This is a genomic window from Alkalihalobacillus sp. BA299, from assembly GCF_017745675.1.
Lineage (GTDB): Bacteria > Bacillota > Bacilli > Bacillales > Bacillaceae_F > Alkalihalobacterium.
The window spans coordinates 179,010-193,315 of sequence record NZ_JAFLJM010000005.1; the positions used below are offsets into that span (position 1 = coordinate 179,010).

A 14,306-nucleotide genomic window follows, 5' to 3' on the forward strand; every position below is an offset into this window, starting at 1 on the left:
AATTAATTTTGCAATTTTCGGTGCGGGAGTTTCCATTGAAAAGAGACGGATAACATACGTAAGGTGACGATCAGAATAAAAAGTAAAATCAATCCAGCTGTCTCTTTGACAATATGAAGACCTATACCAAAACCTGCTAACATCGTCCACGCAATGTAAATTTCCTTTTGGAGAAAAAGTGGTTTTCGACCAGCTAGAACATCACGGATCATACCTCCACCGGTACCTGTTAATGCAGCAGCAACAACAATCGCACTTAAAGGATGCCCCATATTAGCCGCATACATCGCTCCTTGAATTGCAAAGGCTGCAAGTCCTAAAGCATCGAAGAACATTCCCCATTTGATCCAATGATTCACCCAAAGAACAGGAATAAAAAATGCGATCGTCATCACAATGATTGCGATTGTAAAAAGCGAACCCTGTTCCCATAATGCAGAAACAGGAACCCCAATTAGTAAGTTACGAATTGCACCGCCACCAAAAGCTGTGACTAGTCCTAAGATATAGACTCCCATTAAGTCATAATCTTCTTCCATGGCCACTATGACCCCACTTAAGGCAAATGCAACCGTCCCAATTATATTTAAGATATCCCAAGCCATGACCACGGCCTCCTATCAAATGGCAAATAAGCTCGCTAAAAAACGAACGCGAAAGTTCACGCTCGTTTTTTAAATCCTTTTTATGTAAGGAAACGTTTTAATTGTGATCAGAAAAGTTTAAAAAAATCATATAAATGAGAGTAACAAAAGAAAGTATAGCTAAAGAAAATATTAAAAGACCAGATGGTTCAGCAGCACCTTCAGCAGCCTCTCCTCCGCCTCCTCCTGCAGCTAATACAGTAGAAAATGGTACAAGAAATACAGTGAATAGGAACGCTGTAAGCATAGTTAATTTTTTCATCATTTTCGATCCACCCCTTTTACGCATATTATGACAGAAGACTTCCATCAGTACAAATAAAACTAACATTTACATTATAGAATTCTCCTTAGCGTTTCGCAATATAATTTGCTTTGAAAAGATTTTTCAAAGTAGTGAACTTATGATAAGATGTTAAAGTATATTTTTACGTTCGGTAAACATGGTCTTAAATTGAAAAAGATCGTTATTTTTAACGTCAGAAAGGGAATACACGATGGGAAAAATTAACATAGAAGATATCATTATTGCAAATCAAACGTTAAAAGATGTTGTTGTTCATACACCTTTACAGAAAGATCAAGTACTTTCAGAAAGATATCAGTGCAATGTGTACTTAAAAAGAGAAGACTTACAAGTCGTTCGATCATTTAAAATTAGAGGGGCATATTATCAAATTCAAAGTCAACCAAAAGAAGAACTCAAAAATGGTGTCGTCTGTGCAAGTGCAGGAAATCATGCACAAGGTGTTGCCTATTCTTGTCGTACTCTTAAAATCAAAGGGAAAATCTTTATGCCTTCAACAACCCCTCGTCAAAAGGTGGATCAAGTAAAATTTTTTGGGAAAGAATTCGTTGATGTGATGTTAACTGGAGATACGTTTGATGATTCATTTAATGAAGCTATTAAGTATAGTACTGAACATCAAATGGCGTTCATCCACCCTTTTGATCAAGAAAAAATTATTGCTGGACAAGGAACTGTCGGTATGGAAATAATGAATGACATCGACGAAAAAATTGATTATTTAATTAGTTCCATTGGTGGCGGAGGTTTAATCTCCGGGGTAGGAACCTATATCAAGAGCATTAGTCCAAAAACGAAAATTATTGGTGCTGAACCAGCGGGTGCACCAGGTATGAAAAATTCGATTGAAGCTGGAAAAGTTGTAGAACTTGAAAAAATTGATAAATTTGTTGATGGAGCTGCGGTTAAAAAGGTAGGACAACTTCCATTTGAAATATGCCAGCATATTCTTGATGATATTGTACTTGTCCCAGAAGGGAAAATTTGTACGACAATCCTAGAACTTTACAATCAAAATGCGATTGTCGCAGAGCCAGCTGGAGCAATGCCAATTGCTGCATTAGATTTTTATAAGGATGATATTAAAGGGAAGACCGTCGTTTGCGTCGTAAGTGGTGGAAATAACGATATCGGTAGGATGCAGGAAATGAGGGAACGGTCTTTGATTTATGAAGGTTTACAGCATTATTTTATCATTCAGTTTCCGCAACGAGCTGGGGCTCTAAGAGAATTTATCGAAGATGTTTTAGGACCAGATGATGATATTACACGCTTTGAATACACCAAAAAGAATAATAAGGCTAATGGCCCTGCATTAGTTGGGATTGAATTAAAACGAGATGAAGATTACCACTTATTAATCGAACGTTTAAATAAAAAAGGCTTCGAGTATGATGAAATAAATAAAAATGAGAGTTTATTTAATCTACTCATATAAAATAGTACTTGGCGTATAGTTTAATGGTAGTATAGTACTAGATAGATATGAGTAGGGGAGGAAGTAAAATGTCCGAACATAAAGGAATTTTGCTTGAAAGCGGTACGAATGAGTTAGAAGTAATTGCATTCTCTATTGACGAAGGTATATTTGGAATTAATGTATTAAAAGTTCGAGAAATTATTAATCCATTACCTATCGTAAAGGTGCCAAATAGTCATCAATATGTCGAGGGGATTATTAGGTTACGTGATGAAGTCATTACCGTAGTTGATTTAGCCAGAGTAATAGGTTTTCCCCCTTCACAAGACAGTGAAAGAGATAAATTTATCGTTGCAGAACTGAATCAGATGAAGGTTGCATTTCATGTTCACAGTGTGTCAAGAATTCACCGGATTTCTTGGGAACAAATTGAAAAACCTACGGAACTGTCAAAAGGATTAGAGGCGTCAACGATCGGAGTTGTAAAAATGGATGAACAAATGATCCTATTACTAGACTACGAAAAAATTGTTGTGGATATTAATCCAAATTCAGGGATTAATGTCGGGTAAATAAAGACGATCTTCGTTTAAATGTATTACCAGTAGTTATTTTCTCATCATTAATTACTGGTGATTTATACCATAAAGGGGTAAGAGTCGGGGCAGATGCTCAAGTAAGTAAACCGGAAAATGTCGAGCTTGTTCATATTATTTATTAAATTTTTAATTTAACAAATATAGAGGATGACTTATCTGTAATTGCGAGTCTTGCAATTATAGAAGCATCGAGTCTTGAATGGTGCCTGGCACCATTCTTTTTTTTTTTTTGATTGGATAGGAAAAGGCAATAGATTTTTAATCTGAGGCTTACTTTATTCATTTTTTTTAGGTGCGTAAAAAGCTAACATATATATATTATTTGAAAATTTACAGTATTGCGATTTATAAATATTCATTCATATGCATTGAAAAGTTTACTAGATTTGCGTATTGTTAATAGTAGAAAGATAGATAGGAGGAGAGTATTTCCTTGATAGATTTAATAAAACGTTGGTTTATCATCATTGTTGGATTATTTATAACTTCTTTTGGGTTAAGAATTTTAGCTATACATCATTTTACATTTGGCGGCACAGCGGGTGTTGCGACAGTATTAGAATTTTTATCAGATTGGTCGTGGGGGACTTTATTTTTTCTTGTAAATTTGCCATTTTTTATTATTTCCATTCAAAAGTTAGGAATGAGGTTTACAATCTCAAGTCTTATGTCGATTACAGCGATTTCGTTTATTAGTGAGTGGTTTCATATATTTCAAGTTACTCCTTTCTCAGACTGGCTTGCGACAATTGTTGGTGGGTTATTTATTGGGATTGGGGTTACGCTTGTGTTAAATAATGGTTCTTCACTGGGAGGAATTCACATTTTAGCTTTATATTTAGATCAAAAGTGTAAGATTAATCGTGGTATAACGATTTTTGCAAGTGACTTTTTAATTATCTTTTTAGCAGGAATGTTAGTTGGATGGTCGAATGCGATCCTTTCTGTTGGAGCTATTTGTATAGCGAGCTCAATTATAGGACGTTACAAAAAGAGTCCAATTAATGAGAGTAAAGTTCAAGAAGAAGAAGCTAAGTTTTCATCAATATCATCACAAACGCAAAAAGCAGAAGGTTGACCCACAGTCTCCTTCCGCTTTTTTTCGAAATTTCAACCAGAATTCTTCTTCCTTAAATTTCGCGGAAGGTTTTTAAGTAATGGGTAGTCACTTTAGTGTTCTTGCTCCAAGATAACGTGTATTCCAGTAGGAAATGTCCATATTACTAATCGTTACACCTTTTGATGAGCTTGCATGTATAAATTGTCGGTTACCGAGATAGATACCAACATGGGACGGACCGGATTTATAGGTTGTAAAAAACACAAGATCACCAGGCTGTAGGGTTGAGGTGGGTGAACTAGCTCCCCAGATCGATGTGGTTGTTCTAGGTATTGATTTGCCATGTTGTTTATAAACGTATTGTAAAAAGCCACTACAATCGAAGCCGGATCGGGTCGTACCACCCCATTTGTAAGGTGTGCCGATGAGTGATTTGGCAGTGGAGATGATAGATGAATTGTTTTGAGCAGGGGAACTTTTTTCTTGTTGCTTTGATTTATTTTCAGAAGGTATAATAGCTTCTTCGTTAACTGTAGTTCGAGTTTCTCCAGTCGTTAATGATCTTTCAACTTGTCTAGTAACGTTTTCTGATGGTATGACTGTTCGTTCCTGATGCACATTTTGCGCTGCTCTTTTTTGTAATCCTTTTAAATAGTCCTGATAATTTTTCTTTTGTTTGTCGCTTGTAAGGTGGCCGATCGTTTCTGGACCTGCTACACCATCTACATGTAGATGATGAGCGCTCTGATAATGCATAATAGCAGCTTTTGTCTGTGGCCCGTAAATCCCATCAATATGATTATAATAACCTAAAATAGCGAGCTTTTCTTGAATCATTGTAACGGCTTTACCTTTATCATCGACCCTAATTGTAAGTTCAGTAGATAATTCACTCATTTTCGTTAATGTTTTGGTTGGCTCTGCCGAGAGAAGTAAGGTGGTGGTATCGTTCATATCTTCTGTGTAAAAAGTGGAGATGTTGTTCGAATGATTTAGACTTACCGTATTATAAACATCAGTATGTTCATGATATAGATGGTTTAATGTTTTCTTTCCTGCAATACCATCTGCTTTTAAATCGTGTGCTCTTTGATAGTCTCTAACAGCCTGTTTTGTTAGTAGTCCGTACAAACCATCAACATGACCTTTGTAATACATAAAAGTGGATAAGAAAACTTGTAATTGTGTTATTGCTTCTCCTTCTTGACCAAAAAGTAGTGTAGGATGGACCTGGTTAACATTTTGTTTTACATTCACATTAGGTTCGATTGCTAGTTTTTCACTCATGCCTAAATTCATAACCGAACTTAAAATGACTGAAGATACAAGCACTGTTCCAGTAGACGGTTGAGATAAACCCATCATTTTCCTCCTAAGTTATTTGGCATTATGAATTAGTTTATGAATGATCATTACGATTAGAACAAGGGAGGTTTGTCTTGGTACTTTATTACTATAATCAAAGGCTTTAGAAACCAAAATCAACCTAATATCAACATTGTACTTAAGCACAGCCGAATCTAAAAATTTGGGGCAAGCTTAATTTGAAAATATAGAAGTTAACATAGTAAAATGAAACTTCATACAACGACTAATAATGGTAAGAAAAAGTAACTGTGTTAGCCGAGTTAGATGATGTTCAATCAATGTGGAGGGAACCTAGTTGGAATTTCATTTTTTAGGAACAGGAGCAGGTGTTCCATCAACGAAACGAAATGTAAGCTCGCTCGTTATTCGTTTTTTACAACGAAATGGGAACTTATGGATGATTGATTGTGGTGAAGGGACGCAACAGCAAGTTTTACATTCATCCGTTAAGCTTAGTAAGCTTGAAAAAATATTTATTACTCATTTACATGGGGATCATATATTTGGCTTACCAGGTCTACTTGGAAGCAGATCTTTTCAAGGGGGTACAACACCTTTAAGTATCTATGGACCAAAAGGTATTCGATCTTTTATTGAGCAAAGCCTAGCGATTTCAAAAACAACCTTGCTTTATCCAATCCAAATCCATGAGCTAGAAGATGGAATTATCTATGAGAATGAAGCCTTTACTGTTCGCTGCTCATTATTAGATCACGTCATGCCATCCTTTGGGTTTCGTATAGAAGAAAAGTCACAGAGCGGAGAACTATTAGTAGACAAATTAAAAGAAAAAGGAGTAACACCTGGTCCTATTTATAAAAAACTTAAAGCAAAAGAGAAAGTGCAGTTACCTTCTGGTGAGTGGATAGACGGTATTGATTTTGTTGGACCGGATATTGAAGGAAGAATCGTTAGTATACTAGGCGATACTAAGCCGTGTGAAGCTGCCCTTCAGTTAGCACAATCTGCAAATGTACTTATTCATGAAGCAACTTTTAGCAAAGAACATGAGGATATGGCTCATCAATATGGTCACTCTACAGCATATGATGCTGCAAAAGTAGCAAGGGATGCAAAAGTAAAGACATTAATTTTAAACCATATTAGCGCCAGATATGAAGGGAGATCCTATATTTTGGAGGAAGAAGCGAAGGACATATTTTTGAATACGTATGTAGCTTACGATTCCTATGTACATCATTTACGTCATAATAATCATTGATAACAAATGAGTATCACCCACTATTAAGAGCCCATTCTATAATAATAAGTGAAAATGTTATGCTGATAGGAATAAAACAGGTAAAGAAAAGACAAATTAATACCATTCTATTTTGACTGTATTAGAGGAGGAGAATGGTGTGGCAATTCATCAACAAGTTGACTTTTTTTTATTAAAAGCAAATGAAGTGATTGAACAGGCACAAGAACAATTAAATTTAGGTATGCAAGTTCAAGAAGGGGACGCAGCTGATTATTCAAATGCACAACAACAATTAGAGGAGATCCACCAAGAAATTGAGGCATTATCAAGAAGTGCAACTGCTGAACAAAGAGATCAATTAGAGAGGGCGCAACAACGAATTCGCCAAATGCAAAATCAAATGATATTACAACGATCTGATTATTAATAAGAAAGAGGCTGACATCATCAGCCTCTTTCTTTGTGAGAGTGAAAATAAGCTTACGGCCCGATTTCCAGGACCTATCGCTTTTCAAATTACCAAGTGTATGAAGCACCAACGATAATTAACAAGATGAACAATACAACAATTAGAGTGAAACCACCGCTATAAGTGTGTCCCATTCTAAGCACCTCCTTAAAAGAATTCACCTTACAGTTATAGGCTATGATTGAATGAAGCCTATTGTTTGGGCGATCCCCCAGAAATTTCTATTTTTTTGTAAACGGAGTTATAAAGAGTAAGACAATTAACTTATAGCTAGCACTAAATACTTGGTTACCATCAAAATCTTTGTTAATAAATTAGAGGAAACTCAATTAAAATATGGTATTGTATTAGTAATTATTGTTTAGGTGGTATGTATGGTTGAAATTTCTAAAAAACAATTAATACAAATGTTAGGAAGCCAAGTAGGGGTATCATTTATTTACTTTTATTCACCTTTTTGCGGGACCTGTCAATTAGCGACAAAAATGTTGGAATTGATTTCGACTGAAATACGCCCAACATTACATATTAATAAATGTAATATTAATGCAGTTCCTGATGTTGCCCAGTCATTAAAAATTAAAAGCGTTCCATTACTACTCATTTTTAAGAATGGCCAAATTGCTGAAGAGATCTATGCCTTTCGCTCGATTGATTACTTAACTCATGTTCTTGAGCAATATTAATAGAGATCGTGTAACAGTAATCATTTGATTTTAATGTTTTCACTATAGTATGATGATTTTATATGTAAAGAAGGAATGGAAGGGGAAATTATAAATGTCAATGTCTTATGAAGAATATATGCGCCAGGTCGTTCAACCGATGCGTGCAGAATTAACAAATGCAGGGTTTAATGAATTAACAACAGTTGAAGAAGTGGAAAACTTTATGGAGAGTGTTGAGGGAACGGCACTTGTTGTCATTAACTCTGTCTGTGGTTGTGCTGCTGGGTTAGCACGACCTGCTGCGGTTGTGTCCCAAAATAACGATAAAAAGCCAGACTATTTTGTTACTGTTTTTGCTGGGCAAGACCGTGAAGCAACTGCAAAAATGCGTGAATATATTACAGGTTATGAGCCGTCTTCACCATCAATGGCTCTATTTAAAGGCAAAGAAATTGTTCATTTCATCCCGAGAGAGCAAATTGAGGATCAGTCTGTTGAAAGTATCGTTGCTAACTTAACAGCGGCGTTTAATACTCATTGCTAGCCAACAAGCTACAACCGTAATTCTTAATAAGGAACTAAAAATTACCGATATATTTGGGGATTGTGCTTCATTTATTGAAATAATGAATGGACTTTCAAAAGTATTGTAAGGCTGTGTTGATAGGGGCGCTATTAACACAGCCTCTATTTTTCTCCCGTTTAACTGGCGCTAATACTCTCACTTTAAGGCTTTACGGAAAGAAAAAGACAAAGAGGGAGATAAGCACATGGTTAGAACAGTTTCTTTCAATATGGTAGCATAGGATTAAATGAAAATGGTCAATTAATAATTGAAAGGATGAAACATCTTGTATATAAAAACGATTGAACCAACACCAAGTCCAAATACGATGAAATTAATTCTTTCTGAAACCTTAACATCAGGGAAACGTAATAACTATACAAAAGAAAATGCTACAGACGCACCAGAGTTTATTCAAAAGCTCTTTTCTATTGAAGGAATTAAAGGAGTTTACCATGTGGCAGATTTTATTGCATTGGAAAGAAATGCAAAGTTTGACTGGAAAGAAATTCTTCCAAAAGTTCGTGAAGTCTTTGGTGAAACGGCTGAAACTGAAAGTAACCAACAAGTAATGAAAGGTGGTGAACAATCCTTTGGTGAAGTTCGTGTTCAAGTGCAAATGTTTAAGCAAATACCTATGCAAGTGAAAGTAACCGATGGAGAACGAGAAATTAGAGTCGGTCTACCTGAACGATTTATGACAGCTCTTCAAAAAGTCCAATCTGAAAATGATAATGTTGTTTTAGAACGTAAATGGGTAGAGCAAGACGTCCGTTACGGAGAGCTAGAAGAAGTTGCTAACACGGTAGCAGAGGAATTCGAAGCCGCTTATTCAGAGGATCGATTGAACCAGTTATCAATTGAACAAAATTCATCTCAGCCTGTTAAAAAGCAAAACCTATATAAAAAAGTGACATTAGAGATGTTAGACGATCCAGATTGGAAGAAACGTTATGAGGCACTTGACCGAATGGATCCGACAGAAGAAGATCTACCTGTTCTATTAAAAGCGTTAGGAGATGAGAAAGCTTCGATTCGTAGGCAGGCAACAGTTTATTTAGGAATGCTAGAAGATACGGGACTTGTATATTTATATAAAGCTTTAAAGGACCAATCTGTAACGGTTAGAAGAACAGCAGGAGATTGTTTATCTGACATCGGTAATAAGGAAGCAATTCCTGTTATGATCGAAGCATTAAAAGATGAAAGCAAGCTCGTTCGTTGGCGTGCAGCGATGTTTCTTTATGAAGTTGGCGATGAGCAAGCTTTACCGGGATTATATGAAGCAAAAAATGATAGTGAATTCGAAGTGAGCATGCAAGTGAATATGGCCATCGAAAGAATTGAAAAAGGTGAAGAAGCTAAAGGATCGGTTTGGAAGCAAATGACCGATGCCGTTTCTAAAAAAGAAGAATAAGATGGCTTGTTCCTGCTTGGAGATGAGAAAATCAACTTCTCAAGTCAAGCTTTTATGGAGAAATGTTCCAATTAGTGAGCTTTCACGGTAAAATAAAGGTAGACAGTGAACAGGAGGTTTTCCAATTGAATAAAGAAGAGTTAGTGCAAGTCTTAAAAGAAAGAAAGTTAGAAGATATTGTTGAAATAATCGAAGATGCTGAAGAAGGTTATTTAGAAGAACTGGAACTTGTTGAGTCGTTAGGCTTAGTCCACGATGAACAATTAAATACAAAAGTTATTGAGTTACTTACAGCATTAGGTGTGAAAATAATTTATGTCACCGATGATGAGTAACACTGACGCTTTGCCGAATCGCTCGGCTCCAACTCAAGCAATTACAAAAACAGCATTAATCGTTTGGAGAATTCGGACGGCTCTAGAATCTATCTTAGTTGCCTTGATTCCGATCGGTTATGGTATTTTAATGAGGTATGTCCCAATGCCTACATGGATGTTATACGTACTAATCTCTCTGTTCGTTCTCTTTTTTATCGTTTATGTTATTATTGGTCCGTATCTGCGGTGGAAAAAGTTTAAATATGAAGTGTATGACGAGGAAATTGAAGTGCAGTATGGTGTTATTATTGTAAAAAGAACCCTGATTCCAATGATAAGAGTTCAACATGTCGATACAGAACAAGGCCCACTTTTGCGAAAATTTGGTTTGGCTGCAGTTACAATTTCAACGGCAGCAACAACCCATCGTATCCCAGCTTTAACGGTGGATGTTGCCGATGAATTAAGAAATCGAATTGTTAAATTAGCAACAGTAGCTGATGATGATGAATAAACAGAGTTATCGTCTTCATTGGTCAGCCATACTTATTTCATTTGTTACTTCACTTAAGCATTTGATCGTCCCGGTCCTATTCGGTCTTCTTTTTGGAAGAACAAATGATACGATGCTTTTTGGAACGTATTATGTTTATATGATTTTAATCGTTTTACTCTTTTCAATCTTACATAGCACATTGTACTGGTTGACGTTTCGATACGAATGGGTAGAAGGTGAATTGCGCGTGAAAGAGGGAGTTCTAATAAAAAAACGGCGGTATATTCGTATCGAACGTGTACAAAGTGTAGACCTCTCATCTGGCGTTATCCAGCGCATCTTCGGTTTAGTTAGTGTAAAAATTGAAACGGCGGGTGGAGGTAACGAACCGGAAGTTCATTTAATCGCTATTAGTAAGGACGAAGCGATAAGGACAAAAAATTTTCTATTAAAAAAAGAAAGAATGAGTGTCGAGAATAGTGATGATCAAAGTGAACATGTACAAATCGTAACATACCGCTGGGTTCTTACTACTAAAGATTTAGCTATTGCATCGGTTACTTCGAGTGGGGTAGGCATTGTTCTCACAGCAGTCATAGCTTTATTTCCACAAATAGAACAGCTGTTTTCAATTACGCTATTTGAAGAATTTATTGATTTCTTTTTGGGAACTTCGTATGTGTTAGTTTTATTTTATAGTTTATTTATTCTAGCTGTAGCATGGCTTATTTCAATTGTCATTACCGTATTTAAATATGGGAACTTTTCCATCGAAAAAGTTGGAAATGAATTAACGATAACTAGAGGGTTACTAGAGAAAAGACAACTGACCTTACAAACGGATCGAGTGACAGCGGTTCGAGTCGTCCGTAACATTTTCCGGCAGCCTTTTGGTTACAGCGCCGTATATGTTGAAAGTAAAGGTGGAGGGACAAATGAAGAACAACGATCGACGGTGTTATTTCCGTTAATTAAGCATCGTGATATTAATAACGAATTAGCACTTTATCTACCTGAATACTTGATCGGTGACGAATTAATTCGGGCCCCTAGACGCTCGTTGATTAGATTTCAATTTCGGATGGTATTTTTCCCGGCTCTAGCATTTCTTGCGTTCGCTTATTTTTTTTCGGAAGCTATCTACTTTAGTGGAATTCTACTGTTACTCTCGTTACTTGGTTATATGCAATATCGTGATACAGCGATTGCATTTCAGTCGAATCAAGTTATGCTAACGTATCGTACATTATCCAAAAATATTGTTTTAATTCGAAAAAATAAGGTGCAAAGTGGAGAGATAACTTCTTCACCGATGCAGCGGTATCGTTCGTTGACGACTGCTCGTTTGTCCGTGCTATCGAGTTTATTTGGCAAAACATTTTCAGTTGTTGACTTAGATCAAAAGACGGGGCATGCATTATTAGCTTGGTTGTCACATAGTAAAAAGGAGTGATAGGGCATCACTCCTTTTTATATAGTTTAACCGGCGCTAAGACTCCCACTGAATGAAATTTCACTATATCATTTTCCCGAAGTATACGAATTGGTGTATGTGACGATTGAACGCATTCCTGTGGTGGATGTTAATTCAAATCGGTCGTAAACGGTATCGGTACCGGGGTTTAATTTCCGTTCATAATGATGTTGAATAACGATAATTTCATTTTGATCTTGATACGTAATAAAGTTCGTTCCAATGAATTCTTTTTGTTCAGATGAGAATAAGAGCTGTCCAACTAACGAATTGTGGCAGGTGACGACTTGTTTATGTGTTAATCCATTCGTTTTTAAAAAATGTTCGAACGATTGAAGAGCCGGTTTATCTAGTTCATTCAAAAATAATTGATACGGCTCAAGGTGCTTTTTATTTAATCTTAAAATTTTTCCTTCCTTAAGCTTATATTTTTTCCCCGATAGAGCTTCAAATGTCCAATTAGAGTAATAAGATCCTTTTGTCCAACCGCGGCTCGTTTTTAATTCAAATTCAAACGGACATCCTTCAAGTGGTACTTCCTTTCTATGAATTTCTTCAATTAGAATAGGACTGTTATTCCTATTTTCAAGGGTGTAGTATAGATACTCTATATTGTCTACTTCCGTTGGTGTTTCTACAACAGACAAATCATTAATGATGGCTGACGCTTCGATTGGATTGACTTGGTGTAAGTAGTCGGCTAATGCTTCATATAGTAGTAGATTCTGTTGACCAAAATTTAATACACTTTCAAGTTCTTTTGAAATAGCTGAAGTCAGTCCTTCTTCATATGTCATAACGGTTGGCGCATCATATTCTACTATTTTCGAACCAGCAATTTCAATCATTTCTCCTGCTGAATAAATAGGTAAACCAAGTTCTACACCGTTTTTAAAAGTAGGTTTTGGTAGCGTGTGAACAGAGACAATTTTAACTAGCCCACGCCACGGTTTTCTAGGTGCGGTAATGATTTGTTGAAGTTCTCCGACGTATTGTCCTTGTTGATTTTCAGTTATAATAACTAGATTTCCTACTAGTGCTTCTGCTTTTTTTCGGTCCATGGTTAACCTCACTTTATGAATATAGTATAGAAAAATGATAGATCGAATGATTACACATCAATTTTATCTGATAAATGCTGTTGTGTAAATTTTGTTTATAAAATTCCAACCATTGAATAAATTTTTTTATCCGATGTAAAAAAGGCTAACTTTTGTTAGCCCTCCCATGAATTAGCGATTTTTTTTCGCAAAGTAGTCCGCAATGCCCATTGCACATACTGATGCATCTAATTTAATGAATTCATAAACAGGGTGTGTGTCTTTAATTTCGAGCTTTTGTAGATCTTCTTGAACAGCGGTGTATAGTTGATCAGCAATCCAGTGATGATCTTTGCCTAATTGTTCAGATTTTTCACCAATTTCTACGAAAAGTGGTAACCATGATTTAATTTGCTTGTACACTTCTTCCACATCTCGCGCAACATTAAAATGACCAAAGTAAATACAATCTACATTCAGTGAATAAATTTTTTCTAATGAATCTAACATCGCATCAGGCTTGAATTGATTCGGTGAAGTAGAAGGTAAATACAATTGAATTCCAGTATCCTCAAGAATTTGATTATAATTTACTCCAATCGTATCACCTGTAAAAATTCCGTTACTAACCGGATCATAAATACTAAAGTGATGATCACTATGCCCAGGGGTGTTATAGAAGGTAAGTTCGCATGTTTCACTTAAAGCTAATGTTTCTGTGTCTTCTTTAATGATAACTTTGTCTTCAGGAATGGGTAAAATCGGGTCAAAAAATCGGTCAAAATCATCGCCGTAAACCGCTTTTGCTCCTGAAATCAGGCGTGATGGGTCAATTAAATGACGTGCTCCTTTTGCGTGTACGACCACTTTTGCATTTTGGCAATCATTTAATAGTAATCCTGCACCACCAGAGTGATCTAAATGAATGTGAGTGACTATTATGTATGCAATGTCATTAGGATCAATTTCAAGCTCTTTCAGACCATTTAAAATATGTGGAACGGAAAGACTTGGTCCAGTTTCTACAATTGCAATTTTTTCATCTTGAATGACGTATGTACCAGTTCGGTAAGGTAGGCTAAGATCAAATCCATCGATAAGATGAATTCGGTTTCCTAAATCAAATATTTTTTTTGTCATGGTTGTCTCCTCCTTGTTTTATCCACCACACTAAATGAAACCCCTTACACTCGAGTTTATAAGAAGGGTTTATCGATGTAAAGCAGTTTAGCTTTATTTTTGTATAAGATCTACAAAA

General features: G+C 36.0%; 16 protein-coding genes and 1 pseudogene. 11 read left to right on the plus strand and 6 right to left on the minus strand.

The window, feature by feature from the left end; translation table 11 throughout:
• Nucleotides 1-2: 2 nt before the first annotated feature.
• Together J0N78_RS08660 and J0N78_RS08665 are read right to left on the minus strand one after the other, a co-directional pair.
• On the minus strand, nucleotides 3-605 hold the full coding sequence (locus tag J0N78_RS08660; protein WP_209122642.1) for a trimeric intracellular cation channel family protein: 603 nt from the start codon (nucleotides 603-605) through the stop codon (nucleotides 3-5).
• A gap of 97 nt (nucleotides 606-702) precedes the next feature.
• Entirely contained in the window at nucleotides 703-909 is a 207-nt protein-coding gene (locus tag J0N78_RS08665) for a hypothetical protein (protein ID WP_209122643.1), read from the minus strand.
• 232 nt (nucleotides 910-1,141) lie between these two features.
• Between J0N78_RS08665 and ilvA the strand changes: the two genes are divergently transcribed.
• The 3 genes and pseudogenes from ilvA to J0N78_RS08680 all read left to right on the plus strand — a co-directional run bounded on the left by ilvA (nucleotide 1,142) and on the right by J0N78_RS08680 (nucleotide 4,048).
• Nucleotides 1,142-2,389 carry a threonine ammonia-lyase IlvA gene (gene ilvA, locus J0N78_RS08670; RefSeq protein ID WP_209122644.1) on the plus strand — a complete coding sequence of 416 codons (1,248 nt, stop codon included), beginning with the start codon at nucleotides 1,142-1,144 and terminating at the stop codon, nucleotides 2,387-2,389.
• A gap of 68 nt (nucleotides 2,390-2,457) precedes the next feature.
• A pseudogene (locus J0N78_RS08675) lies at nucleotides 2,458-3,092 on the plus strand (chemotaxis protein CheW).
• A 311-nt stretch (nucleotides 3,093-3,403) separates the two neighbouring features.
• The gene (locus tag J0N78_RS08680) at nucleotides 3,404-4,048 is read left to right on the plus strand and encodes a YitT family protein (protein ID WP_209122645.1); all 645 of its coding nucleotides are present in this window, start codon (nucleotides 3,404-3,406) and stop codon (nucleotides 4,046-4,048) included.
• 87 nt (nucleotides 4,049-4,135) lie between these two features.
• Here J0N78_RS08680 and J0N78_RS08685 read toward each other — a convergent pair whose 3' ends face one another.
• On the minus strand, nucleotides 4,136-5,392 hold the full coding sequence (locus J0N78_RS08685) for a C40 family peptidase (RefSeq protein WP_209122646.1): 1,257 nt from the start codon (nucleotides 5,390-5,392) through the stop codon (nucleotides 4,136-4,138).
• A gap of 301 nt (nucleotides 5,393-5,693) precedes the next feature.
• Between J0N78_RS08685 and rnz the strand changes: the two genes are divergently transcribed.
• Nucleotides 5,694-6,620, plus strand: a complete 927-nt coding sequence (gene rnz, locus J0N78_RS08690) for a ribonuclease Z (protein ID WP_209122647.1) — start codon at nucleotides 5,694-5,696, stop codon at nucleotides 6,618-6,620.
• A 139-nt stretch (nucleotides 6,621-6,759) separates the two neighbouring features.
• Nucleotides 6,760-7,029 carry a DUF2524 family protein gene (locus tag J0N78_RS08695; RefSeq protein WP_209122648.1) on the plus strand — a complete coding sequence of 90 codons (270 nt, stop codon included), beginning with the start codon at nucleotides 6,760-6,762 and terminating at the stop codon, nucleotides 7,027-7,029.
• Between the two features lie 89 nt (nucleotides 7,030-7,118).
• Here J0N78_RS08695 and J0N78_RS08700 read toward each other — a convergent pair whose 3' ends face one another.
• A complete protein-coding gene (locus J0N78_RS08700) occupies nucleotides 7,119-7,205 on the minus strand; it encodes a YjcZ family sporulation protein (RefSeq protein ID WP_075384714.1) in 87 nt (28 codons plus the stop codon).
• A 240-nt stretch (nucleotides 7,206-7,445) separates the two neighbouring features.
• Here J0N78_RS08700 and J0N78_RS08705 point away from each other — a divergent pair, with 240 nt between their 5' ends.
• The 6 genes from J0N78_RS08705 to J0N78_RS08730 all read left to right on the plus strand — a co-directional run bounded on the left by J0N78_RS08705 (nucleotide 7,446) and on the right by J0N78_RS08730 (nucleotide 11,987).
• Nucleotides 7,446-7,757: a thioredoxin family protein gene (locus tag J0N78_RS08705; RefSeq protein WP_209122649.1), complete on the plus strand. Its 312-nt coding sequence runs from the start codon at nucleotides 7,446-7,448 to the stop codon at nucleotides 7,755-7,757.
• Nucleotides 7,758-7,851: 94 nt separating this feature from the next.
• Entirely contained in the window at nucleotides 7,852-8,283 is a 432-nt protein-coding gene (locus tag J0N78_RS08710) for a BrxA/BrxB family bacilliredoxin (protein ID WP_209122650.1), read from the plus strand.
• Nucleotides 8,284-8,590: 307 nt separating this feature from the next.
• A complete protein-coding gene (locus J0N78_RS08715; RefSeq protein ID WP_209122651.1) occupies nucleotides 8,591-9,721 on the plus strand; it encodes a conserved virulence factor C family protein in 1,131 nt (376 codons plus the stop codon).
• Between the two features lie 125 nt (nucleotides 9,722-9,846).
• Nucleotides 9,847-10,056 carry a hypothetical protein gene (locus tag J0N78_RS08720; RefSeq protein WP_209122652.1) on the plus strand — a complete coding sequence of 70 codons (210 nt, stop codon included), beginning with the start codon at nucleotides 9,847-9,849 and terminating at the stop codon, nucleotides 10,054-10,056.
• Nucleotides 10,037-10,552 (plus strand): PH domain-containing protein, encoded by a 516-nt coding sequence (locus J0N78_RS08725; RefSeq protein ID WP_247747200.1) that lies wholly within the window; start codon nucleotides 10,037-10,039, stop codon nucleotides 10,550-10,552. The genes J0N78_RS08720 and J0N78_RS08725 overlap by 20 nt, the downstream gene beginning before the upstream one ends.
• Nucleotides 10,545-11,987 (plus strand): PH domain-containing protein, encoded by a 1,443-nt coding sequence (locus tag J0N78_RS08730; protein WP_209122653.1) that lies wholly within the window; start codon nucleotides 10,545-10,547, stop codon nucleotides 11,985-11,987. Before J0N78_RS08725 ends, J0N78_RS08730 begins: the two co-directional genes overlap by 8 nt.
• A gap of 68 nt (nucleotides 11,988-12,055) precedes the next feature.
• Here the strand turns inward: J0N78_RS08730 and J0N78_RS08735 are convergent, their stop codons facing one another.
• Both J0N78_RS08735 and J0N78_RS08740 read right to left on the minus strand, forming a co-directional pair.
• Nucleotides 12,056-13,069: a DUF2777 family protein gene (locus J0N78_RS08735; protein ID WP_209122654.1), complete on the minus strand. Its 1,014-nt coding sequence runs from the start codon at nucleotides 13,067-13,069 to the stop codon at nucleotides 12,056-12,058.
• Nucleotides 13,070-13,240: 171 nt separating this feature from the next.
• The gene (locus J0N78_RS08740) at nucleotides 13,241-14,188 is read right to left on the minus strand and encodes an MBL fold metallo-hydrolase (RefSeq protein ID WP_209122655.1); all 948 of its coding nucleotides are present in this window, start codon (nucleotides 14,186-14,188) and stop codon (nucleotides 13,241-13,243) included.
• Between the last annotated feature and the right edge of the window lie 118 nt (nucleotides 14,189-14,306).